Source organism: Pseudoalteromonas sp. CNC9-20 (assembly GCF_022347875.1).
In the GTDB taxonomy this organism is placed as follows: Bacteria; Pseudomonadota; Gammaproteobacteria; order Enterobacterales; family Alteromonadaceae; genus Pseudoalteromonas; species Pseudoalteromonas ruthenica.
The window spans coordinates 539,126-561,493 of sequence record NZ_JAKRFS010000001.1; the positions used below are offsets into that span (position 1 = coordinate 539,126).

At 45.9% G+C, this 22,368-nt stretch carries 22 protein-coding genes; 7 read left to right on the forward strand and 15 right to left on the reverse strand.

Annotated elements, in window-relative coordinates; all coding sequences use genetic code 11:
• Positions 1–30 precede the first annotated feature (30 nt).
• Positions 31–1,875, forward strand: coding sequence for an ABC transporter ATP-binding protein (locus tag MHM89_RS02445; protein ID WP_239407984.1), 1,845 nt, complete (start codon positions 31–33; stop codon positions 1,873–1,875).
• Between the two features lie 160 nt (positions 1,876–2,035).
• On the opposite strand, the gene MHM89_RS02450 is transcribed toward MHM89_RS02445, so the two are convergent.
• The 9 genes from MHM89_RS02450 to lrp form a co-directional block, all read right to left on the reverse strand.
• Complete coding sequence (locus tag MHM89_RS02450) at positions 2,036–2,488, reverse strand: hypothetical protein (protein ID WP_239407985.1); 453 nt, start codon at positions 2,486–2,488, stop codon at positions 2,036–2,038.
• A gap of 767 nt (positions 2,489–3,255) precedes the next feature.
• The gene (locus MHM89_RS02455) at positions 3,256–3,816 is read right to left on the reverse strand and encodes a hypothetical protein (protein ID WP_239407986.1); all 561 of its coding nucleotides are present in this window, start codon (positions 3,814–3,816) and stop codon (positions 3,256–3,258) included.
• A gap of 425 nt (positions 3,817–4,241) precedes the next feature.
• The gene (locus MHM89_RS02460; protein WP_239407987.1) at positions 4,242–4,661 is read right to left on the reverse strand and encodes an MAPEG family protein; all 420 of its coding nucleotides are present in this window, start codon (positions 4,659–4,661) and stop codon (positions 4,242–4,244) included.
• A gap of 101 nt (positions 4,662–4,762) precedes the next feature.
• Positions 4,763–6,058: a serine--tRNA ligase gene (serS, locus tag MHM89_RS02465; RefSeq protein WP_022944186.1), complete on the reverse strand. Its 1,296-nt coding sequence runs from the start codon at positions 6,056–6,058 to the stop codon at positions 4,763–4,765.
• A gap of 8 nt (positions 6,059–6,066) precedes the next feature.
• Complete coding sequence (crcB, locus tag MHM89_RS02470) at positions 6,067–6,450, reverse strand: fluoride efflux transporter CrcB (protein WP_022944185.1); 384 nt, start codon at positions 6,448–6,450, stop codon at positions 6,067–6,069.
• Complete coding sequence (locus MHM89_RS02475) at positions 6,437–7,720, reverse strand: replication-associated recombination protein A (RefSeq protein WP_239408097.1); 1,284 nt, start codon at positions 7,718–7,720, stop codon at positions 6,437–6,439. The genes crcB and MHM89_RS02475 overlap by 14 nt, the downstream gene beginning before the upstream one ends.
• 46 nt (positions 7,721–7,766) lie before the next feature.
• Positions 7,767–8,411, reverse strand: coding sequence for an outer membrane lipoprotein chaperone LolA (gene lolA / locus MHM89_RS02480; RefSeq protein ID WP_239407988.1), 645 nt, complete (start codon positions 8,409–8,411; stop codon positions 7,767–7,769).
• Between the two features lie 9 nt (positions 8,412–8,420).
• On the reverse strand, positions 8,421–11,048 hold the full coding sequence (locus MHM89_RS02485; RefSeq protein ID WP_239407989.1) for a DNA translocase FtsK: 2,628 nt from the start codon (positions 11,046–11,048) through the stop codon (positions 8,421–8,423).
• Positions 11,049–11,172: 124 nt separating this feature from the next.
• Positions 11,173–11,652, reverse strand: a complete 480-nt coding sequence (lrp, locus tag MHM89_RS02490) for a leucine-responsive transcriptional regulator Lrp (RefSeq protein WP_022944181.1) — start codon at positions 11,650–11,652, stop codon at positions 11,173–11,175.
• 141 nt (positions 11,653–11,793) lie between these two features.
• Here lrp and ald point away from each other — a divergent pair, with 141 nt between their 5' ends.
• Positions 11,794–12,915: an alanine dehydrogenase gene (gene ald, locus MHM89_RS02495; RefSeq protein WP_022944180.1), complete on the forward strand. Its 1,122-nt coding sequence runs from the start codon at positions 11,794–11,796 to the stop codon at positions 12,913–12,915.
• Positions 12,916–13,119: 204 nt separating this feature from the next.
• Here ald and MHM89_RS02500 read toward each other — a convergent pair whose 3' ends face one another.
• From MHM89_RS02500 to MHM89_RS02515, 4 genes are all read right to left on the reverse strand, one after another.
• Positions 13,120–13,509: a hypothetical protein gene (locus MHM89_RS02500; protein ID WP_239407990.1), complete on the reverse strand. Its 390-nt coding sequence runs from the start codon at positions 13,507–13,509 to the stop codon at positions 13,120–13,122.
• A 75-nt stretch (positions 13,510–13,584) separates the two neighbouring features.
• Entirely contained in the window at positions 13,585–14,001 is a 417-nt protein-coding gene (locus MHM89_RS02505) for a hypothetical protein (protein WP_239407991.1), read from the reverse strand.
• Positions 14,002–14,125: 124 nt separating this feature from the next.
• A complete protein-coding gene (locus MHM89_RS02510) occupies positions 14,126–14,638 on the reverse strand; it encodes a hypothetical protein (protein WP_239407992.1) in 513 nt (170 codons plus the stop codon).
• A gap of 25 nt (positions 14,639–14,663) precedes the next feature.
• A complete protein-coding gene (locus tag MHM89_RS02515; protein ID WP_239407993.1) occupies positions 14,664–15,095 on the reverse strand; it encodes a hypothetical protein in 432 nt (143 codons plus the stop codon).
• Between the two features lie 78 nt (positions 15,096–15,173).
• Between MHM89_RS02515 and MHM89_RS02520 the strand changes: the two genes are divergently transcribed.
• On the forward strand, positions 15,174–15,473 hold the full coding sequence (locus tag MHM89_RS02520; RefSeq protein ID WP_239407994.1) for a hypothetical protein: 300 nt from the start codon (positions 15,174–15,176) through the stop codon (positions 15,471–15,473).
• A 245-nt stretch (positions 15,474–15,718) separates the two neighbouring features.
• Here the strand turns inward: MHM89_RS02520 and pssA are convergent, their stop codons facing one another.
• On the reverse strand, positions 15,719–17,044 hold the full coding sequence (gene pssA, locus MHM89_RS02525; RefSeq protein ID WP_239407995.1) for a CDP-diacylglycerol--serine O-phosphatidyltransferase: 1,326 nt from the start codon (positions 17,042–17,044) through the stop codon (positions 15,719–15,721).
• Positions 17,045–17,305: 261 nt separating this feature from the next.
• Between pssA and trxB the strand changes: the two genes are divergently transcribed.
• The 4 genes from trxB (at position 17,306) to infA (ending at position 20,016) form a co-directional block, all read left to right on the forward strand.
• Positions 17,306–18,256 carry a thioredoxin-disulfide reductase gene (trxB, locus tag MHM89_RS02530; RefSeq protein WP_045978766.1) on the forward strand — a complete coding sequence of 317 codons (951 nt, stop codon included), beginning with the start codon at positions 17,306–17,308 and terminating at the stop codon, positions 18,254–18,256.
• Positions 18,257–18,286: 30 nt separating this feature from the next.
• Entirely contained in the window at positions 18,287–19,030 is a 744-nt protein-coding gene (gene aat / locus MHM89_RS02535) for a leucyl/phenylalanyl-tRNA--protein transferase (RefSeq protein WP_239407996.1), read from the forward strand.
• Positions 18,996–19,700, forward strand: coding sequence for an arginyltransferase (locus tag MHM89_RS02540; RefSeq protein WP_239407997.1), 705 nt, complete (start codon positions 18,996–18,998; stop codon positions 19,698–19,700). The genes aat and MHM89_RS02540 overlap by 35 nt, the downstream gene beginning before the upstream one ends.
• Positions 19,701–19,797: 97 nt before the next feature.
• Positions 19,798–20,016 carry a translation initiation factor IF-1 gene (gene infA / locus MHM89_RS02545; RefSeq protein ID WP_010560183.1) on the forward strand — a complete coding sequence of 73 codons (219 nt, stop codon included), beginning with the start codon at positions 19,798–19,800 and terminating at the stop codon, positions 20,014–20,016.
• Positions 20,017–20,084: 68 nt separating this feature from the next.
• On the opposite strand, the gene clpA is transcribed toward infA, so the two are convergent.
• On the reverse strand, positions 20,085–22,352 hold the full coding sequence (gene clpA, locus MHM89_RS02550) for an ATP-dependent Clp protease ATP-binding subunit ClpA (RefSeq protein ID WP_045978764.1): 2,268 nt from the start codon (positions 22,350–22,352) through the stop codon (positions 20,085–20,087).
• Positions 22,353–22,368 lie beyond the last annotated feature (16 nt).

A 22,368-nucleotide genomic window follows, 5' to 3' on the forward strand; every position in this document is an offset into this window, starting at 1 on the left:
GCCTTAAATCAGTTAGTTATGTGTGGTGCTATGCTTTCCTTTTTCGAGAAGTTAACCGCCCCTTTTCCCGAGCGCACAACGACCGCGCCACCCAAGGGATTATGGGCTTTTTGCCGTTATTACACCCAAGGTATGGGCGGGCCGCTGGCGGTGATGTCAATCAGCGCTGCCTTGTTAGCCATTGTTGAAGTTTCGCTATTTAGCTTTATGGGTCAACTCGTTGACTGGCTTGGACAGACAACCCCGGAACAGCTGTTAAGCACCGAAACCGATACGCTTTGGTTTATGGGCTTGGTCACTATCGTGCTGTTGCCTATTTTAGTGTTTGTTCACTCAGCCGTTCTCCACCAAAGCTTGCTCGGTAATTACCCCATGGCCATCCGCTGGTTGGCGCACCGTTACCTACTGCGCCAAAGTGTGAGCTTTTATGCCGATGACTTTGCCGGGCGCATTGCCACTAAGGTGATGCAAACGTCGTTGGCGGTAAGGGAAACCGTCATCAAGCTACTGGATGTCGCGGTGTATATTGTGGTGTATTTTTCCGCCATGCTGTTCTTTGTTGGCCAGGCAGATTGGCGCTTAATGATGCCAATTTTAGGCTGGCTTGTAGGTTATATTGCAGTGCAGCGTTATTTTATTCCGCGCCTGAAAGCGGTCGCCGAGCAACAAGCCGAAGCCCGCTCGCAAATGACAGGCCGTATTGTTGATAGCTACACCAATATCGCCACTATCAAACTTTTCTCTCATTCATCGCGGGAGGAGCAATATGCCCGTGAATCGATGGAGCTGTTTTTAGACCCGGTATATCGGCAAATGCGTCTGGTCACTAAATTACAAGTGAGTGTGCAGCTGCTTAACTATGGTTTGGTGGCGGTGATTGCGGCGTTATCGATTTACCTTTGGTCTATTAGTTTAATCAGCGTCGGCGCCATTGCCATTGCCGTTAGTTTAGCACTTCGCCTTAACGGCATGGCGCAGTGGATTATGTGGGAAGTCAGCGCCCTGTTTGAAAATATCGGCACCGTTGCCGATGGCATGAACACCTTAACGAAACCCATAACCATAACCGACGCAGAGGATGCCAACACGCTGAAGGTGACCCAAGGGCGCATTGACTTCAATAACATCACCTTTAATTATGCCAAGCCAATTACCCCGTCACACCCGCCGGTGCTCGATGGGCTATCTCTGAACATTGGTGCTGGCGAAAAAGTTGGGGTTGTTGGTCGCTCTGGCGCCGGTAAATCAACCTTAGTTAACCTGTTATTGCGCTTTTATGATGTTGAGCAAGGACACATTCGTATTGATGATGCGCCGATAAACCAGGTGACTCAGGAAAGCCTACGCCAACATATCGCTATGGTGTCACAAGATACCGCGCTGCTGCATCGTAGCGTGCGCGAAAATATCGGTTATGGCTTAGCCGATGCCACGGATGAGCAAATCATCGCCGCAGCGAAAAAGGCTGAGGCATGGGACTTTGTCAGTGAACTGGAGGACAGTCATGGCAACAAAGGGCTGGATGCGCAAGTGGGTGAGCGCGGCGTTAAGCTATCAGGTGGCCAGCGCCAGCGTATCGCGATTGCTCGCGTACTGTTAAAAGACGCTCCTATTTTAGTACTGGATGAAGCCACATCAGCTTTAGACTCTGAGGTAGAAGCAGCGATTCAAGCGAGCCTCGATACCTTAATGGAAAATAAAACCGTTATTGCCATTGCCCACCGCTTATCAACCATAGCGCAAATGGACCGCTTGGTAGTGATGGACAAAGGCCATATTGTAGAGCAAGGCACACACCAAGAGCTTATCGCCCAAGGAGGGATCTACGCCCAACTGTGGGCCCATCAAACTGGTGGCTTTATAGGCACAGACTAATAAACAAGGGGCCATACAAGGCCCCTTTTTTTGTCGGTTTGAATATCGCCAGTGAATAATATTCACGCCGCCTTAAGTGGTAAGTAATTGTTGGCTAAAATGCGATACGGAGTCGATCCGACTGTTACGAACCCAACTTTAAAGCTTTGTTATGTGAAATTTAAAGGCAACCTTGCTCTACCTTTGGTAATTCAACTTTATCTAACCCAATGTAAGCGCCACAATAAAAGACGTACTTAGAGCAATGATGATTAGAGTCCGTTATTGTTAAGGTGTTATCTTTGAAGGAAACGTCCAACTCACAACTAATATCGTATTCAGGCTCACTATGACGATAAACGAGCTTGTTGTCGGCATAGTCCATTTGCAGTGGCCCATCAGTGCCTTCAATAGGAGAACCAATACGGCAAATGTGAAAATTAGGCCCCCAAATAACACCTTCTACTGAATAGTCATCAGCAGCCCTTGAAATTTTTACGTAAGTAGATTTAGTTTCTGACTCTTCAGATGAAAAACTGGTTATCTTATCAGTGGCCAAATAACAACCGTCGATTGATTCTGCATGCACATAAGGCACACAAATCAAACCTAAAAGAGCCATGATTCTTTGCATAGTAGCCTCTTTACACTGGCTTTACCCATCAAAAGTAGAAAGGTCATTAGGCAAACAGTTTGTCATATTCCAGCGGGTTGAGGTAACCCATTGCTGAAGGACGTCGTTTGCGATTAGAAAATATTCTTATTTATTCAAACTGAATTTCTCGGCATAAACCAGCTCAATTTTGAGGCGGTTGAAAAACGACTCCATCACATAGCTAGGTAAAGCTACAAGGCCGTAGGCACGGGTATAGGTCCATTTTTGGCTGTTTGTTTTTGAACCGCTAGCCAAGTACGTTTCAATCTACATTCAAGTTTGAATAATTACTGTGACTGTAACAGAACGCTTTACCGTTTCTTGCTTTGATGGCGTGATTTTGCATGATTTTAAGCAACCATATTCACAGAGCAGCGAACACTATAGACTACTTGCGCTTTGTTAGACACCCAAATAATGGGCTTCAACAATGAGCAAAATTGTTTGCACCTTCGTTGAACCTGAGACTAACCGGAGCTAAGAGCCGACTGACTTTAATTGTGCCTCCTAAGTTACCTATGAATATCTGGTTTCCTGAACCTGCATCAGGAATAACAGGCTTATTCAGTGATAAGAGCACAATATGAGAGCCTCAACATGTGTTTTCCTTAAGCAACTTTTCAACGGCGAATGATAAAACGAATTAAATTATTTTGCTGGTTGAAAACAATTAGCTGCCTATCAGCAGCTAATTGTTTAACGAAGGAAGGTCTATATGTGCTACTCTAATCAGTTGATATTGTAGCTTACTTCGGTGTTAAAGGGTTATCACCCACAGTGATAGTTTTACTATTAGCATCTTTTAAAATTTCATCTGCTTCCTTGTTACCTATTGACGCTCCGGCAATAGAAATAACACGAATTAGTTCTGCGGTCTGTGTATCCGTGAGACTTCCGTTTGCAGAAATCTGACACGTGTAAAACATACCTAAGTCAAGAAAGGTAGTCCTTTCGGTACTCGTGGTTAAGAGCTTTGCTGTTTCTTTCAGCGAATTAGTTACAGAAACTAAATCTTCGCTTTGACCGCTATTGGCTGCAACCTCAGCCGTTTTGGATAAAGCCAGCATTGCTTGAGAGACCTTAAACGAAGTATCTGCATCTATAGTTTTTACTGCGAGTGCTCGTTGCATACAGATCTGTCCTGAGTTGTAAGCTACAGCAGCAGACATTTCAGCATTCCATATAGATAGGCTACCTCCTGAATCTTTTGTAAACGCTATTGATGACTTTTTCGTCCATGCTCCACCAAGAGTTTCACAACCTGTCAGGAAAAAGATTAAAGTGATTGATATGAATATTTTAAACATAAGGTAAGTCCTTGATATGACTAAGAGCATTAACAACTGAATACTGGGAGCTCCATTTGCCAGCATCAACTACAGTATCTATTAGGCTTACAGCCCATTAGTAATGGCCTTGAAATCAAGTATGTATCACTGTACTGATAAGGCTAATAAATTGTTATGAATACTGCCACAGCATAATGTGAGTTCGCTCCAATATCGGCCCTACGTATTCTAAAGTTCGTAGAGATATTGAAGTCAAAAGAAGCTTACAAATATATACTAGTATTTACCACAGACCCCAAACCGCTCTAATAAAGAAAGTGAGTGAGTTCACCCCACCCGCTTTCAGTAATCCTATCTTTCTATATATGCAATTCATCTGTTACAAGCTCGTAGATTCTACTGCTCACGGCATTAACAATTAAATACACCTCACACCGGCAAGATTAAAAGAATAAGATTTCCAGTGTGAGGAGCACGAGCATCACGATATTCGCGAGCCAGCCGATCATGAAGAAATAACTTCGGGGGCTGGGGTTGGATTCGGTGGCAATCACATAGTAAAGCAGCATATGAATGACTCTCGCGGCGACAAATACCGCGCTGGCTATAGCGAAAATGGGCCCTGACACGCCCAAGTGCAGACCGACTAGGGAACAAACAATATACAGCGGCGCGTTTTCTAATGTATTTTGAAACGTTCGGTGGGCACGAAAGATAAATGAGTCATGAGACAGGTTATCATCAATTTTTCCAGGAATAGCGTTATCGGCCCTCGCCTTTACGGTTGATGCCACAAACCACTGCGCTACCAACATCCAGGCAAACAACACCAATGACACCAAAATAACCGCAGAATAATCCATACTTTCTCCTTGTAGTTAGCTTTGTATTAACTACGGTCAAGGCGTGCGGTGCGATCAAAAAAGGCCGCTAAAATGCGGCCTTTTCAATAAGCTACTAATAATTAAGCAGCACTGATACGCTCTAACCCACCCATGTAAGGGCGCAGCGCCTGTGGCACTTCAATACTGCCATCCGCCTGTTGGTAATTCTCCAAAATAGCCACTAACGTACGGCCCACTGCTAACCCTGAACCATTGAGTGTATGCAGTAATTCCGGTTTTTTCTCGCCCGCGCGGCGGAAACGCGCTTGCATACGGCGCGCTTGGAAGTCGCCCATATTTGAACAAGACGAAATTTCGCGATAGGTGTCTTGTGCTGGCAACCACACTTCTAAGTCATAGGTTTTCATTGCACCAAAGCCCATATCGCCGGTACACAACACTACTTTACGATACGGCAACTCAAGCGCCTGCAAGATTTGCTCGGCATGAGAAGTAAGCTCTTCCAGCGCCTGCATTGAATCTTCAGGTTTAACCAATTGTACTAACTCAACTTTATCGAACTGGTGCTGACGAATTAAGCCCCGCGTATCGCGGCCATAGCTGCCCGCTTCACTGCGAAAACACGGAGTATGGGCAGTCATTCGTACTGGCAGCTCTTTTTCTTCAAAGATTTCGTCACGCGCACAGTTCGTCAGCGGCACTTCAGCGGTAGGGATCAGGCTAAAGCCATCATCGTGCTCACCCAATTTCTCTGTGTGGAATAAGTCTTCTGCAAACTTAGGTAGCTGACCCGTGCCTAACAAACTGTCTTTATTCACTAAATAAGGCACATACATTTCGGTATAGCCGTTTTTATCGGTGTGCGTATCAAGCATCAATTGCACCAACGCGCGATGCATGCGCGCGATTTGCCCACGCATTACTGTAAAGCGGGCACCCGAGAGCTTCACCCCAGCTTCAAAATCCAGCCCTTTATCCAGCGCTTCGCCTAAATCAACGTGATCTTTGACCTCAAAATCATAGCTTTTTGGCTCACCCCAGCGGCTAACCTCGACGTTATCGTCTTCATCATTGCCTGCTGGAACATCCTCTGCTGGCAAATTAGGCAGGCCTAAGGCAATGTCTTTTAATTCATTGAGGACGGCATCTTGCTCTTTTTTAGCATTTTCGAGCTCATCACCTAAGTTGGCAACGGCATCCAATAAAGGTTGAATATCTTCACCCTTCGCCTTCGCTTGACCAATGGCTTTGGAACGGGAGTTACGCTCGCTTTGTAATTCTTGCGTTTTAGTCTGTAGCGCTTTACGTTGTTCTTCGAGTTGTGCCAGTTTCGCTACGTCTAATTCAAAGCCACGTGCCTTTAAACGGGCTGCTGTTTGCTCTACGTCCTGACGAAGATACTTTGAGTCTAACATGTGAGTTTTTAACCTTTTTGCGTTGTTAGCATGAGGCCTATCCAAGCCATAAATATACACATCCCCACATTAAGGAGGACGTTTAACGCCACTTTCAACCACTGCCCTTGCTGAAGCAACAACAGCGTATCCATGGAAAATGTAGAAAATGTTGTCAGCGCGCCCAAAAACCCGACTCCGAGTGTGACGCGGTGCGGATGCGATAGCATTTCGCGATCCAACAGGCCATATAATATGCCCATTAACAATGAACCGAGAATATTAACCGCCAGCGTGCCAAAAGGGAATCCCTTAGGCAGCAGTTTTAGTGCTAATTCACTTATACCAAAGCGGGCGCAGGCACCCAAGGCCCCGCCAATGGCAATAAAAAAGTAGGTACTAAGAGCGCTCATAGCGCTTCCTGTCGCTTTGCGCATCACGCTCTTGCAAATAAGCAAGCTTATCACTAATGCGTTTTTCTAAACCACGATCGCTCGGGTGATAATAACGGCTGTCAGCAATCTCCTCGGGGAAGAATTTTTCGCCTGCTGCATAGGCTCCCGGCTCGTTGTGGGCATAGCGATAATCCTCGCCGAAGCCCTGCTCTTTCATTAATTGCGTGGGCGCATTGCGAATGTGATAAGGCACATCGAGGTGAGCGGTCTCTTTCGCATGACGTTTGGCCTCATTAAAGGCCATATATACGGCATTACTTTTCGGCGCACTGGCTAGGTATAAGGTGGCTTGAGCTATGGCACGTTCACCTTCGCTGGGGCCAACGCGGTGAAAAATATCCCAGGCATTCAGCGCCACTTCCATCGCTTTGGGGTCTGCATTGCCAATGTCTTCGGTAGCAATCGCTAATAGCCGCCGCGCAACATACAAGGGATCGCCTCCGGCGGTGAGAATACGGCAATACCAATACAATGCTGCGTCCGGCGCAGAGCCGCGCACCGATTTATGAAAAGCGGAAATCAAATCGTAGTAATGATCGCCCCCCTTATCGTATTGGGCAACCATTTGCGGCGCGACTTGCTTGAGCACCGCCTGATTAATACAGCCTTGGTGTTGTTGTGCCAAATTTGCCGCCACTTCCAACAGGTTAAGTACACTGCGAGCATCGCCATTGGCGCTGTGGCACAACTGCTCAAGGCTATCGGGCTCGATGGTTACACCTTGCTGGCGAAGCAAGTCATCCTGTTCTAGCGCCTGATTCACCACTGCCTGCAAATCTTCCACTGAAAGCTTTTTCAGCGTGTACACCCTAGCACGCGACAGCACGGCGTTATTCAGTGCAAAAGAGGGGTTCTCTGTGGTAGCGCCAATAAAGATGAAGGTGCCGTTTTCAACATGCGGCAACAGAGCATCTTGCTGCGACTTATTAAAACGGTGTACTTCGTCCACAAACAATAAGCTGCGTTTGCCTTGTTGTTGTAGCAGGTCGCTGGCACTGGCGACAGCCTCACGGATATCTTTTACCCCTGCGCTGACCGCCGATAACTCCAAAAACTGGGCATCGCTGTGGTGCGCAATAATATGCGCCAGCGTGGTCTTACCGACCCCAGGTGGCCCCCACAAAATTAAGCTGTGGCAATGGCCACTTTTAATGGCTTGGTACAAGGGTTGCTCTGTGCCTAATATATGGCTTTGGCCGATGTACTGATCCAATGTGTGTGGGCGCATGCGCGCCGCCAACGGGCGCACATCGGGGGCAAAATCTAGGGAGAAATTATTCGCCACGGTCTATCTCGGCTTGTGGCGCACGCTGATCATCAACAAACACGTGCTCAGGAAGGGTAAATTCAAACACGCTGTCATCAATATCAACATTGCGCTTGGGCGCATCAAAATGAAAGTGTGAACGCTGACCTGATTGGTCAAGCACCTCAAGCGCCGCAACTTGTTGCTGCTCATCAAAATGCAACGTTAGCTTTTCTACTTGCGCATCTTCAGTATTTTTAGGGGTAATCTCAAAGCCGGCTTCGATTTGCTTGATACTAAACTGCTGCCACAACTCTTCATCTTCTGTGGTGAGCAGAATAAACGGCGTATTATCAATTAGTTTAGAGGTATCCAGTACCGTCACTTGCTCGGCGAAAGGGTCAAAGTAATAGCTATCAACCCCGTTGGAGACAAACAAGGTTTCGTCTGGTTGTTGTTGCTCCCAACGAATTTTCCGTGGTTGTTCTAGTTGCAATTTGCCTTTACTTTCACTCACCAGCTGCCCCTGCGGGTCAAACACTTGCTGTGAAAAAGCCGAACTGAGTGAGTCCAAACCCTGCAGCTGTTGTTGCAGCATCTGTGCGTCGTCGGCAAAAACCGTTGATGAAAACAGTGCTGTACTTGCCACTGCACTGTATAAGAATTGTTTCATATTACTTCCTTAGCCAGCGTTATTCTTAACTAGCACTTCACGGGCGCCATTATGGCCGGGCGAACTGACTAAACCGGAGTGCTCCATTTGTTCAACCAATCGCGCAGCGCGGTTGTAACCAACACGCAGTTTACGCTGTACACTTGATACCGACACACGACCACTTTCAATAACAAAAGCGCAGGCCTCGTCATACAATGGGTCTGATTCATCGTCGCCGTCTTCGGATGTTTCCCCTGGCAGCAATACGTCTTCGACGGCGTCACCATTGAGTATTTCATCCACATAATCAGGTTTACCTCGGGCCTTCCAATCACTCACAACTGCGTGAACCTCATGGTCGTCAACAAAGGCGCCATGAACACGGATTGGCACACTGGTCCCAGGTGGCAAATATAGCATGTCACCCATACCTAAAAGATGCTCGGCCCCTTGTTGGTCAAGAATAGTGCGCGAGTCTATTTTCGAGGACACCTGAAACGCCATACGTGTAGGTATATTGGCTTTAATCAGGCCGGTGATCACATCCACCGATGGACGCTGTGTAGCCAATACCAAATGGATGCCTGCAGCCCGTGCTTTTTGTGCGATTCGGGCAATGAGCTCTTCCACTTTTTTACCAACAATCATCATCATATCGGCGAATTCATCAATCACCACGACAATGCTGGGTAACTTGTCTAGCTCTTGCGGCCCATCAGCCATACCGTCTGTGTCTTTGAACAAAGGATCTAAAATAGGTTCCCCTGCGGCTTTAGCATCAAGCACTTTTTGGTTGTAGCCCTTCAGGTTACGCACCCCTAAAGCCGACATCAGTTTATAGCGGCGCTCCATTTCACCAACACACCAACGCAGTGCATTGGCCGCTTCTTTCATATCGGTAACCACTTCACACAGTAGGTGTGGGATCCCCTCGTACACCGATAACTCCAGCATTTTCGGGTCGATCATGATCATGCGCACATCTTCTGGCGGCGATTTATATAGCAAGCTTAAAATCATCACATTAACGCCCACTGACTTACCCGAGCCGGTGGTACCTGCTACCAACAAGTGCGGCATTTTGGCTAAGTCTGCAACCACAGGTTGCCCGGCAATGTCTTTACCTAATACCATGGTCAGTGGCGATTTATTTTGCTCAAACTTAGGGGCATTGATCACTTCTGATAAGCGCACGATTTCGCGGTGTTTATTAGGCAGCTCAAGGCCAACATAGGTTTTCCCCGGGATCACCTCAACCACACGCACACTGACCGCAGATAACGAGCGCGCCAAATCTTTCGACAAACCGGAGATTTTCGCGACCTTTACACCCGGTGCTAAATCGAGTTCAAAGCGTGTAACTACCGGACCGGGATAAACCCCTACAACCGACGCTTGTACGCCAAAATCTTGCAGCTTGCTTTCAACTAACCGAGAAACAGCCTCGAGCTCTTCTTCAGAAATGGGGTTTTTCTGTTTATCCGGCCTATCAAGTAAATCCAACGAAGGAAGCGGCTCCATGGGCGGCTTTTCTTCTAATAGCTGTTCGAATTTCTCTTTGGCTGTTGGCGCTTTTTTGTGTGCTACAGTGTTTGTTGCCACTGAATTGGAGGTTTCTTTTTGCGCTGATGCAACAGCCGTGTTCGCCCCTTTATTTTGGGGCTGTGTATTGGGTATTGCCTCGGTGGGCGCTTGGTCTAGCTCGTTGAGCGCGCTGACGGTATCAAAACCCTCATCATCAATGGCGCTAAAATTCATTTCATCGCCGAGCATGGCATCAATATCATCAAATGCCGGATGTTGTTTAGGCGCCTCTTTAGTAGCGCTCTGCGTATCATTTTCACTGCTTTGTTCTTGCCAAGGCTCTTTCTTTGGTTCAGGCGCAAACATAGCCGCAGCTTTATCTAACAATGATTTGTCTTTATCGGCTTCAACTTCTGTGTCGGCGTTATCGCTTTGGATTTCAAGCTTTGGTTCTTGAGCGCTCTGCATCGCTTCCACTTGTGGATTTGGCTCATTGGCCAAGCTGCGCTGCTCTGCTTCGGCAAACTCACTTTGGTATTGGCCGCGTTTGCTTTGCAACCATTGCCAGACAAACAAGGCCGCTTTCATAACATACGCGCCCAAGGTATCAACAAACTGAACCCAAGAAACACCTGTAAGTAAGGTCATGCCGGCAAAGAAAAAGCACAATAATAGGATAGAGGTACCCGTGAAATTAAATGCTGGCATCATCGCACCGGCAATAACATCCCCCACTACCCCACCGGAAGAAAAATAAAAAATATCGTCAAAATTAATGGAGCTAATAGCGCAAGCGCTCAATGTAAACAGCACTAAGCCGATGAGGCGCAGCGCCAAGGTAACATAATCTAAGCTAAGCACTCTGTGGGGGCGTTTAAAAACGAGATACCCAAACAGTTGAATGGCTGCGGGAACTAAAAACGCCAACCAACCAAAACTAAATAATAAAATATCCGCAACCCACGCACCCGCTGTGCCGGTGATATTTTTAACATCGACAAACTCACCTGTTTGCGACCAGGACGGATCGGCTGGGTCAAAACTCACCAGCGCACACAAAATAAAAATGGCTAGCGCGGTGCTGACTATTAAGCCAGTTTCAAGCAGTCTTTGGACACCATTTAGGCGCATATTCCATTATCCTTATTCTTTCTTTCGATACTACAGCGCATTACTCTTACCTTATCAATTCTCAGCTGAATATGCACTGGGTTTATAATCAGTAATTGTAATCGGCACGAGCATTAACGGGCCCTTAAGGAACTTGTGGACGGATAATTAATGCCTCTTCACCCTTTACTTCTTCCATGACCACATAAGTACGGCTTTCGCTGATATTGGGTAGCTTCAGCAAAATATCGCCAAGCACCTGACGATACTCAGACATATCGGTCACTCGTGTTTTCAGCAAAAAGTCGAAATTCCCTGATACTAAGTGGCATTCCACAATCTCATCGTGCTTTTTTACCGCTTGGTTAAATTCGTCAAACACATCGGGAGATGTTTTGGTAATGGTCACTTCCACATACACCAGCAGCGCCTGACCGAGCTTGGCGGGGTCGACCACCGCTTTGTAACCACGAATATACCCTTCACGCTCAAGTTTTTTCACGCGTTCCAAACAAGGGGTCGCACTGAGGCCAATTCGTTTTGCCAATTCAACGTTGGAAATACGGCCATCCCGTTGCAATTCGACTAAAATTTTACGGTCGATGCGGTCTAGTTGTGTATACATAGTTAATGAAAGTGGATTTATCTAATTTTACTTTGATTTAAGTGTATTCAACTGGCTTGAAAATGTAAAACAGTGAGACACACTATTTAGGCATAAGTACAATAGTGAAAAATTTTCCTGTTCACAAAAGGTATAGTAACTATGATTATTGGTGTACCAAAAGAGATAAAAAACCATGAGTACCGTGTTGGTATGATCCCAGCCAGCGCGCGCGAACTTATCAACCATGGTCACGAAGTCATTGTTGAAACGAATGCTGGTTTAGGCATTGGTTTTACTGACGAAGATTACATCGAAGTAGGCGCAAAAATCTTACCAAACGCGGCAGATGTGTTCGCCCAAGCAGAGATGATCATCAAAGTAAAAGAGCCGCAAGCTGTTGAGCGTGCGATGCTACGCCAAGATCAAATCTTGTTTACTTACCTTCACCTAGCGCCAGATTTACCACAAACTGAAGACCTAGTGAAAAGCGGCGCTATCTGTATCGCATACGAGACCGTAACCGATGCTAAAGGCGGTTTACCGCTACTTGCGCCAATGTCAGAAGTGGCGGGTCGTATGTCTATCCAAGCCGGTGCTCAGGCACTTGAAAAGTCAAAGCAAGGCCTTGGCATGTTGCTTGGTGGCGTACCGGGTGTTGAGCCTGCTAAAGTTGTGGTTATCGGCGGTGGTATGGTTGGCCGTAACGCAGCCCAAATGGCTGTCGGCCTAGGCGCTGATGTGACCATTTTAGACCGTAACGTTGACGTACTACGTAGCCTTAACGCTCAGTTTGGTTCTCTTGCTAAAGTAGTGTATTCAACTGCCGACGCGCTAGAGAAGCACGTACTGGATGCCGACTTAGTGATTGGTGGCGTACTTATCCCAGGTGCTGCTGCGCCAAAACTTGTGACTGCTGAGCACATCAAAGCAATGAAGCCTGGTGCAGCGATTGTTGACGTAGCTATCGACCAAGGTGGTTGTATTGCGACTTCGAAGCCAACCACTCATGACGAGCCTACATACATTGTTGATGACGTAGTTCACTACTGCGTTGCGAATATGCCAGGTGCAGTACCACGTACATCAACTTTCGCGCTTAATAACGCGACATTGCCGTACATCATCAAGCTGGCTAACAAAGGCTACAAGCAAGCACTTCTTGAAGACGAGCACTTCCTAGAAGGCCTTAATGTCATCAAAGGTAAAGTAACTTATAAAGAAGTTGCTGAAGCATTTGATATGGAATACCTTGACCCACGCACTGCGGTTGAGAGCCTATAACGACAAGTTATAAGTGACTAAATATAAAGGGCAGATACACTATCTGCCCTTTTTTATTGCCGATTAACAACTATTCCAGATTATCTATGACCCTACCCCGAATAACGCGAAACTTAATTAAGAGCAAGTATGAGACCGGTCGGAGACGGTCGGACACACTCGATTTTGGACAAAAACACGTTAGAGTATTTATTCAGTAACGCCCTACTCAGCCGAGCCGTTGTTTGGCATCGGCTGCATTTGATTGTTAGGTAACGTTGCATGCCCAGCTTTAACTTGGTCTGCTATGTACTTATCTATAGCATTTTTTAAATTGCTGCTTGGGTTAGTGTTACAATATGAACCGATGCTCAAAATAAAATTTTGACCTTCTGGCATTTTGTCAGGTGACTTACCTTGTTTAAAAACAACACCCGTTCCTGTTAAGTATCCAGCCCACCAATTTTTATAACCATATTGCCAATTGGGTTCATTTTTCTTTTTATTATATTGAGAGCACTCGACGCTACCGAATACAGTATTGTTTTCTGTTGCGTTTAATTGCTCAGAAATAATTAATGCAAATACGAGTGTAATCAGTTGCGAGAATCTCATTTATTTACCTAACGCCCTAATAATGGGCTAAAAATAGTTTGCTAAAATTTGAGGAACGAAAACAGCAAACTGTTTTTAGTCCTTATTTATTAGCTTGTTAGGTACACGTTGCACCCAGTTACGTTTTATAAACTTTACCCCAGTTATTACTACTAAAGCTATGATGCCGCCGTAGTAAAATGACTGGGAAGGTATCTGATATAGGACATCTAAAAGTTGCCCACCAAACCTGATGTGCTCCGCACTACCTATGTACGCAAAAAGCGAGAAAGCAGGGATATAGTGATATTTACTTTTAGGGCCTGCAAAGTATGAAACTAAGACAAACATACATCCAGCGAATATCTCTGGCCATTGGCTACACACGTAAGAATTATTATCAGGGAAACAGGCATCAAAAGCAGGACTAGGAAACCAAAAAATAACGAAAATAGCTAAAGCGAGAGCTAGAATACTTTTTCCAATATTTAAGAATATGCCTGAACTACCCATGTGTACCTAACGCCCAATTAAGGTGTGAAGCACGCTACCACGACAGTCAAAGTGGACGCCGGAATCACTAAACTAGACCCAAACCAAAAATGCCAAGCGTGCTGAATCACTCTTAAATTGTTTGTTATGCGTTGTTCAAAAAGACATACCTTCCACTGACAGTAGCAACATTTATCAATACCTTAGATGCCATACCTAAGTTGGTTACTTGATTATGGATCTGAGTAATATCCTTGTTTCCGTGGAACAAGTTATTTCTGAGTCGATAAACTATCAACAATATGGCGTGAGCTACTTTTAGTGCATCTGTTTGATTACCCAATAATACATCCGACACTAGTTTAATATGCGGTTTATGAGTAAAGCCTAGTTTATCGAATGACTTATTCGTTGCACCTTCTTCAATATATCGATTCGACCAAAACGCCAATTCCTCAGAAAAATCAATGTGGTCTTTCACTAACCGACAAGCTACATAAGCGAGTTCATCAACAGCAGAGTCAGCATCTGCCAACTCAGTCCCCTCAAACACAGCCCACATTACGCAAAAGTCTGCGATAGCTGTATATGTAACACCGTCATCAAGTCGCGTGTTTTCTAATTTACCTGATAACCAATCTTGTACTTCTGATGTCATAATTTCCTCGTAAACGCATAACGCTTCACTCAGCCGCAGCTTTAGCTGTCGGCTGGAGTGACTTGTTAGCTGGTGTTAGTGCATAGAAAAGGGGCGCATGCTTTTCAGATACGCGTTTTTCCCTTACCCAACGCTCTACATCCTGCGCAGTAAAACTAGGCTCTGAAACTTGGATTTGCCGAATTACATCTTTAAATACATCCTGCCCGAATGCATCGGCCTTTGATAGCCACTCAAAAGCTTCAAGATCAACTGTATTATTTGCTGCCTGTTTATATTTTTGTAGTGCCAACTGAACGGAGCCGTTTGCATTATTTGCTTTGGAATAAATATGCCAGTTCTGGGCTCGAATATAATCAGAAAGCCTAGCTTTAGAGCGATTCTCATAAACCGCATATGCTAAACCGGCGATACCAACAATCAAGCCAGCAACTCCTAACCAATCGGAACCTGTCATTGTTTCTCCTTTGGGCAGCTAACAGCTTATTAGTGAGACCTTGCAAGGTATGCTAACTTGTAAGGTAGGAGATTACCTATGTATAGACAAACTAATAAAGCTTCAAAAAATTATCGTAAATCATACACTAATCGAAAATTTGATATAGAACAAGAAAGCTTTGTAGAGCCACAAAACATTCCTGAACTAAGAAGAATAATCGAAATCACCGATTACGATAGTGGTGAACCCATTACTCATAAACTTGAACTGTACAAAACTGATCGGATCGATTGTTATAAAGTTTTAGTCGACGGAAAGCTTTGGAAAAAGCGTATTGGTTGGAGCAACATCTTGGCAGGAATTAGAAAAGCCCTCCCTAGATTAGCTAGAGAGTGACAGTCCGTTTTGCTCTAAGCCTCCCTTAGAGCATTTACGTTAACTCTTTTTGGGCAAAAACAAGTTACGCCTGAAAATCTGATTTTGGCATTGAATCGACTGCCGCACAAATTGTTATATCGCTATAACACCCCTATTCTTCCCTCACACTTGGGTCACAATAAACGGGTGACGACAACGATTACGCAAACAAAAAAGCGACCCGTTATGAGTCGCTTTATATAAGTGAATGCTACAATATGGCGTTAAATGAAGCGTTTAACGACAAAGTCCACTTTGACGCGCTTAGCCTGGCCAAGAATCTTCTGCACTGGCTCTGGGTAGTCAGCCATTTGCTCCAGCTCTTTATAGCTGTTCAAGCGGGTACAATGTTGCATAATCGCCTGCTTCTCTTGCTCAATCGCTGCAACCATTTGTCCGTCTTTGTCATCAATAAAAATACCGTTTTCGATATCCAGACCCCAAGCTCGAGGATTAAGGTTATGACCACTTAATAAGTGGTAACGCTTGTCGCTGCATATACCCTTGAGGTGAAACGAGTTGCTGTCATGTTTCCACAGGTACACATTAAGATTACCCGCTTCGATGAAGCGCTTTTGGTTTTTTAGGAACTTGGCCAAAATGGTTTCGTATAAATAAGGCAGAGCCCCTACTTTCGAAAAGCGCTCAGTCGGAGGGATGTAAAAATCATTGGCGGTTTTATCACCGACAACAATGGTGACTTGCTTACCTTGACGTAACAGCCTGCGTAGCGCTCTTAACAGCGGCGTTGGGAAATTAAAGTAAGGAGTATATAGCACAAGCTCATTATCGGTGATATCAAACAGTTGCTTGATTAAACGATTAAGTTTGTTGTTGCGCCGCCCGAGCCCAATGAAAGGGCGTACGGTTAAGGGGGCATGACTGTCTTGGCTGCTCTGGCGATAACTTGCTTTTTTCAGTGCCCTTACTAATTGCTTGTGCTCGGCTTTAATATCGACAAAGGCTGGAATTGGCCGTTTGTCTAAGCGCGGCACGGCGTCAGAAGCGATTAAGGTCTGCTCTATAAACTCAACAAAGGCATCACTTAGTTGTGCTTGCTTGATAACAAAATACCGGTCTAAGCGGTAGCGCTCGAAATAGTGTAGATAAACGTTATTTAGGCTCGCGCCGCTGTACAGCAAGGTGTCGTCGATGACGAAGCCTTTGAGATGCAGCACCCCAAACAATTCCTTTGCTTTTACTGGCACGCCATATACTTGCACGTTGGAGCCGCTTTGCTGTAAGCGCTGGTAATACAAAGCCGCATTGCCCTCGCTTTTGTCGGCACCAATGAGCCCACGCTGAGCACGATGAAAATCGACCAGTACTTTTATTTCCAACTCTGGATTTTGGCGCGATGCGTCATGCAATGCATCAAGAACTTCCCGACCCGCTTCATCATCTTGAAGGTACAAAGCGGTGATATAAATACGGTGTTTAGCCGAGGCAATCAGCTCAAGCAGTCGCTGCCGGTAGCTTTTTGCATCAAGTAAAATATCAATGTCTTGTTGTTCGAGCGCATAGCCCGCTTGATGTTGCCAAAAATACATGAGGCCCTTATTTTTCTGCGTCGCCGGGGGCGCACCCTCGGGGCGAGTTTATAATTGCCCTAGAACATAGCAAAAAAAATATCACAGGTCATGAAATAACGGTTTGTTATTCGTTATTTGCTGTAATAACGCACAAGTACAGATTTTTTGACATCCTGCGGTTTTAGCGCTGAGTTATGTTTGCAAAATTGTTTACTTATGGATTGTTTTTCTTAGAATCACCCGCATAACTATGTTCACATGAATTAATTGGAAAGTTGTATGAGCGCCAAACACTGTAAATTACTTATTCTTGGCTCCGGCCCAGCGGGATACACCGCAGCCGTCTATGCCGCCCGTGCTAACCTTAACCCTGTGCTGGTTACTGGTATTCAACAAGGCGGTCAGTTAACCACGACCACTGAAGTTGAAAACTGGCCTGGCGATGCCCACGGTTTAACAGGCCCGGCTTTAATGGAGCGTATGAAGGAGCATGCTGAGCGCTTTGAAACTGAAATTGTGTTCGATCACATCAACGAGGTGAATACCCAGGTTCGTCCGTTCGAACTCAAAGGTGACAGCGGCACGTACACAGCCGATGCGCTGATCATCGCCACCGGTGCATCAGCAAAATACCTTGGCCTTGATTCAGAAACTGCCTTCCAAGGCCGAGGCGTGTCTGCGTGTGCGACCTGTGACGGATTCTTTTACAAGAACCAAAAAGTGGCTGTTGTTGGTGGCGGTAACACCGCTGTTGAGGAAGCGCTGTATTTGTCTAACATCGCCTCTGAAGTTCACGTAATTCACCGCCGTGATAGCTTTAGAAGTGAGAAAATCCTTTCTGATCGATTATTAGAAAAGGCTGAAAACGGCAATGTAACTATCCATTGGAATCGTACACTTGATGAAGTGTTAGGTGACGACATGGGAGTAACAGGTGTGCGTATTAAAGATGCCAATTCTGACGCCACCGAAGAGCTTGATGTAATGGGCGTGTTTATTGCGATTGGCCATAAGCCGAACACCGATATGTTCCAGGGCCAGTTAGAAATGAAAGACGGTTATTTAGTTGTTGAATCAGGCCTAAATGGCAATGCTACACAAACCAGTGTGGAAGGTGTTTTTGCTGCCGGTGACGTGTCTGACCACATTTACCGCCAAGCAATTACCTCTGCTGGCACAGGTTGTATGGCGGCGCTCGATGCCGAGCGTTACCTAGATAACTTAAAATAAGTATTGATGGGGCTACGGCCCCATTATTCTATGACTCAATATTTACACCACTTGGGTAGCATTGACGAAGGCTTCCCACACCCGAATACTGCGCTAGAGAACCCTGATGGCCTCCTTGCTATTGGTGGTTGCCTTAGCCCTTCACGCTTAAGCGATGCGTATCGCCAAGGTATTTTTCCTTGGTATAGTGAGGGTGAACCTCTTATGTGGTGGTCTCCTAGCGAGCGCGCCATCATCGAACTTGATGATTTCCACGTTAGTCGTAGCCTGCGTAAAAGCGCACGCAAACTTGCTATCAGCGTAAGCGTGAATCAGTGTTTTGCTGAGGTTATCCATCAGTGCAAAGTACAACGCATAGCGCAAGAAGGTACTTGGATCACAGATGCGATGGAGCACGCATATATCCAAGCTCATCAACAAAACCTAGCCCATAGCGTTGAAGTATGGCAAGGCCCCCGTTTGGTTGGCGGACTTTATGGCATTATGCAGTCACGCGTATTTTGCGGTGAGTCGATGTTTTTTCGCCAGCGGGACTGCTCCAAATTAGCGATGTGGGCGCTGGTGGAATTGCTCAAGCAACATGGTGGAGATTTTATTGACTGCCAAATGATGAACCCCTATTTGGCGCAGTTGGGGGCAACTCCCCTACCCAGAGAGGATTTTTTAGCTAGACTTAAAGAGAGTAATCAATATCCCATTGATTTGTCTTTTTGGCGAGCACGACAACTAGAGTCTCCTTATGGCGCAACACCTTCCCATAAAAATAGGCCTTAGCCAACGTTTTCCTTGTAGTTATCTTGATGAACAAGAAGAACAGCTGTTGGTTATTCTTGATCCCTTATGTTATACCCCGCAAGGGTTTGAAGCGCTCTTGCAACATGGCTTTCGCCGTAGTGGTGAACAAATATATCGACCCCATTGCCCCAGTTGCACAGCCTGTGAATCGGTGCGCATATTAGCCAGTGAGTTCGCACCTTCACGTTCGCAAAAGCGTAAGCTTAATAAAGTCAAAGAGTTTGCCGTGCATGTGAGTCACTTTGAGCGCCCTGAATACTACCCGCTGTACGAACGCTATATTAATGAGCGCCACAGTGATGGCAGTATGTATCCCGCTGAGCGCAGTCAGTTTGAAAGTTTCTTACTGTGCAAGTGGATGAACATCGCTTTTATTGAGCTTTGGCATCAAGAGCGCCTGATTGGCGTTGCCGTTACCGATGTTATGCCTAACTCCTTGTCTGCTATTTATACTTTTTTTGACCCCGACTATGAGGCGCTTAGCTTGGGAAGCGTAATGATCCTCAAACAGATAGAGCATGCCCAGAAGCTGGCAAAAGACTTTGTCTATTTGGGATATCAAATCGATGATTGTCGCAAGATGCGCTATAAATTGCAGTACCGACCAGCGCAAAGATTGCGTGCAGATGCGTGGATTGCCGTCGAATGAGCACAAATTCGACAAATTCAGTGCCTTGGCTTTACTTATTCGTTGCTTTTCGGCACAATCGCATGCGTTTAACTATCACAGAGGTGTTACGCTAGATATGGCGAAAGAAGACGTAATTGAAATGCAAGGGACGGTACTTGATACCCTACCTAATACTATGTTCCGTGTAGAACTAGAAAACGGCCACGTAGTTGTGGCGCATATTTCCGGTAAAATGCGTAAAAACTACATTCGTATTTTGACTGGTGATAAAGTAACTGTGGAACTTACGCCTTACGACTTAAGCAAAGGCCGCATCGTTTTCCGCGCGCGCTAATTTGCCAGCGAAGCCAGTTTAGCAAAAAGCCCAGCAAGTGCTGGGCTTTTTGCTAAGTGCTAAGCACATTAGGCGGGGCTAAGCTCTTCAGAATAGTTAAATTCCAGCTTATCGTTTTTGACATCCACTTTCACATCACCGCCATCAACGAGCTGACCAAATAAAATTTCGTTAGCCAATGGTTTCTTAACTTGCTCCTGTATCACTCGCGCCATTGGCCGTGCACCCATAGCTTTGTCATAGCCTTTATGTGCCAACCAAGTGCGTGCTTCGTCGGTCAGTTCAAGGTTGACTGATTTCTTATCAAGCTGTGCTTGCAGCTCTACCAAGAATTTATCAACCACTTGCAAGATCACCTCGGTATCAAGGTGGTTGAACCAAATGATATTATCCAAACGGTTTCTAAACTCTGGCGTAAACACCTTGTTGATTTCCGCTAACGCATCATGCGATGAGTCTTGCGTGGCAAAACCAATGGAATTTTTCACCGTTTCTTGCACACCCGCATTGGTGGTCATCACTAAAATAACATTACGGAAGTCCGCCTTACGGCCGTTGTTATCGGTTAGTGTGCCGTGATCCATAACCTGCAACAGGATATTGTAAATATCGCTATGTGCTTTTTCGATTTCATCGAGTAGCACAACGGCATGCGGCTGCTTGATCACTGCATCAGTCAATAGCCCTCCTTGCTCGTAACCAACATACCCAGGCGGTGCGCCTATCAAGCGACTTACGGCATGGCGCTCCATGTACTCAGACATATCAAAGCGGATAAATTCAATACCTAAACACGTGGCCAACTGTTTAGTCACTTCTGTTTTACCCACGCCCGTTGGACCGGCAAATAAGAATGAGCCCACCGGCTTATCTTCATTGGCAAGGCCCGAGCGCGACAAGCGTATCGCCGAAGATAAAGCCTCAATTGACTGATCCTGACCGAACACCAACATTTTGAGGTTGCGGTCGAGATTTTTAAGCACTTCTTTGTCGCTTGAAGACACACTTTGCTGCGGAATGCGCGCTATCTTAGCGATAATTTGCTCGATATCGGCAACATTAATGGTTTTCTTGCGCTTAGATACAGGCTGCAAGCGTTGATTTGCACCCGCTTCATCAATGACATCAATGGCTTTATCAGGCAAATGACGCTCATTAATATATTTTGCACTTAGCTCAGCTGCCGCACGCAGTGCCTTTTGCGTGTAGCGTATGCCGTGGTGCTCTTCATAACGTTCTTTCAAACCATTAAGAATCTTTGCAGTGTCTTCAACGCTTGGCTCGCTCACATCTATTTTCTGGAAACGACGCACTAAAGCGCGGTCTTTTTCAAAAATGTTCTTAAACTCGTTATAGGTCGTCGACCCCATGCAGCGAAGCTCGCCACTTGAAAGCAATGGCTTAATTAAATTCGAAGCGTCCATGACGCCGCCCGATGCTGCGCCGGCACCAATAATGGTGTGTATTTCATCAATAAAGAGAATGGCCCCAGGTTCTTTTTGAAGCTGTTTAAGCAAACTCTTTAAACGTTTTTCAAAATCCCCCCGGTACTTAGTACCAGCAAGCAAGGCACCCATATCAAGGGAATAAACCACGCCATCGGCGATAACTTCAGGGACTTCATTGTGAATAATACGATATGCCAACCCCTCGGCTATGGCTGTTTTACCCACGCCAGCTTCGCCGACCAACAACGGGTTATTCTTTTTGCGCCGACACAACACTTGAACGGTACGCTCCACTTCTTGATCGCGACCGATCAGCGGGTCTACCTGCCCTTTTTCTGCCTGCACGTTGAGGTTAGTGGTGTATTTGTCGAGAATATTTTGCTCTTCCGACGCTTCACCACCCATCTCTTCGTGAATTTCTTCATGATCACCGAGTTCTTCCCCCTCATCGTCCATGCGCGAAATGCCGTGGGAGATAAAGTTCACTACATCGAGGCGATTAACGTCGTTTTTCTTCAATAGGTAAACGGCCTGGCTCTCTTGCTCAGAGAAAATAGCAACCAGCACGTTTACGCCTGTGACTTCACTTTTCCCGGACGACTGCACATGAAACACGGCACGCTGTAAAACGCGCTGAAAACCAAGTGTTGGCTGGGTTTCCCGTTCTTGTTCAAGATCTGAGATGACCGGCGTTGTTTCATCAATAAACTCAGATAATTCGTTACGCAACAAACTCAAGTCAACACCGCAGGCAATGAGGGCTTCATTCGCGGATGGATTATCTAGTAATGCCAGCAGCAAATGCTCCACAGTCATAAACTCATGGCGGCGTGTGCGGGCTTCTTTGAACGCATTGTTCAAGGTAATCTCTAGATCTTTATTTAGCATTGGCAACCCCCAAAAC

Bases quoted from the DNA above. Each gene is read 5' to 3' on its own strand.
- MHM89_RS02505 (WP_239407991.1), bottom strand. From the start codon at position 14,001: ATGGGTAGTTCAGGCATATTCTTAAATATTGGAAAAAGTATTCTAGCT.
- MHM89_RS02450 (WP_239407985.1), bottom strand. From the start codon at position 2,488: ATGCAAAGAATCATGGCTCTTTTAGGTTTGATTTGTGTGCCTTATGTG.
- MHM89_RS02485 (WP_239407989.1), bottom strand. From the start codon at position 11,048: ATGCGCCTAAATGGTGTCCAAAGACTGCTTGAAACTGGCTTAATAGTC.
- MHM89_RS02455 (WP_239407986.1), bottom strand. From the start codon at position 3,816: ATGTTTAAAATATTCATATCAATCACTTTAATCTTTTTCCTGACAGGT.
- MHM89_RS02460 (WP_239407987.1), bottom strand. From the start codon at position 4,661: ATGGATTATTCTGCGGTTATTTTGGTGTCATTGGTGTTGTTTGCCTGG.
- lolA (WP_239407988.1), bottom strand. From the start codon at position 8,411: ATGAAACAATTCTTATACAGTGCAGTGGCAAGTACAGCACTGTTTTCA.
- MHM89_RS02520 (WP_239407994.1), top strand. From the start codon at position 15,174: ATGTATAGACAAACTAATAAAGCTTCAAAAAATTATCGTAAATCATAC.
- lrp (WP_022944181.1), bottom strand. From the start codon at position 11,652: ATGTATACACAACTAGACCGCATCGACCGTAAAATTTTAGTCGAATTG.
- trxB (WP_045978766.1), top strand. From the start codon at position 17,306: ATGAGCGCCAAACACTGTAAATTACTTATTCTTGGCTCCGGCCCAGCG.
- clpA (WP_045978764.1), bottom strand. From the start codon at position 22,352: ATGCTAAATAAAGATCTAGAGATTACCTTGAACAATGCGTTCAAAGAA.
- MHM89_RS02475 (WP_239408097.1), bottom strand. From the start codon at position 7,720: ATGCGCCCACACACATTGGATCAGTACATCGGCCAAAGCCATATATTA.
- crcB (WP_022944185.1), bottom strand. From the start codon at position 6,450: ATGAGCGCTCTTAGTACCTACTTTTTTATTGCCATTGGCGGGGCCTTG.
- MHM89_RS02500 (WP_239407990.1), bottom strand. From the start codon at position 13,509: ATGAGATTCTCGCAACTGATTACACTCGTATTTGCATTAATTATTTCT.
- serS (WP_022944186.1), bottom strand. From the start codon at position 6,058: ATGTTAGACTCAAAGTATCTTCGTCAGGACGTAGAGCAAACAGCAGCC.
- MHM89_RS02540 (WP_239407997.1), top strand. From the start codon at position 18,996: ATGGCGCAACACCTTCCCATAAAAATAGGCCTTAGCCAACGTTTTCCT.
- MHM89_RS02515 (WP_239407993.1), bottom strand. From the start codon at position 15,095: ATGACAGGTTCCGATTGGTTAGGAGTTGCTGGCTTGATTGTTGGTATC.
- aat (WP_239407996.1), top strand. From the start codon at position 18,287: ATGACTCAATATTTACACCACTTGGGTAGCATTGACGAAGGCTTCCCA.
- ald (WP_022944180.1), top strand. From the start codon at position 11,794: ATGATTATTGGTGTACCAAAAGAGATAAAAAACCATGAGTACCGTGTT.
- MHM89_RS02445 (WP_239407984.1), top strand. From the start codon at position 31: ATGCTTTCCTTTTTCGAGAAGTTAACCGCCCCTTTTCCCGAGCGCACA.
- MHM89_RS02510 (WP_239407992.1), bottom strand. From the start codon at position 14,638: ATGACATCAGAAGTACAAGATTGGTTATCAGGTAAATTAGAAAACACG.
- infA (WP_010560183.1), top strand. From the start codon at position 19,798: ATGGCGAAAGAAGACGTAATTGAAATGCAAGGGACGGTACTTGATACC.
- pssA (WP_239407995.1), bottom strand. From the start codon at position 17,044: ATGTATTTTTGGCAACATCAAGCGGGCTATGCGCTCGAACAACAAGAC.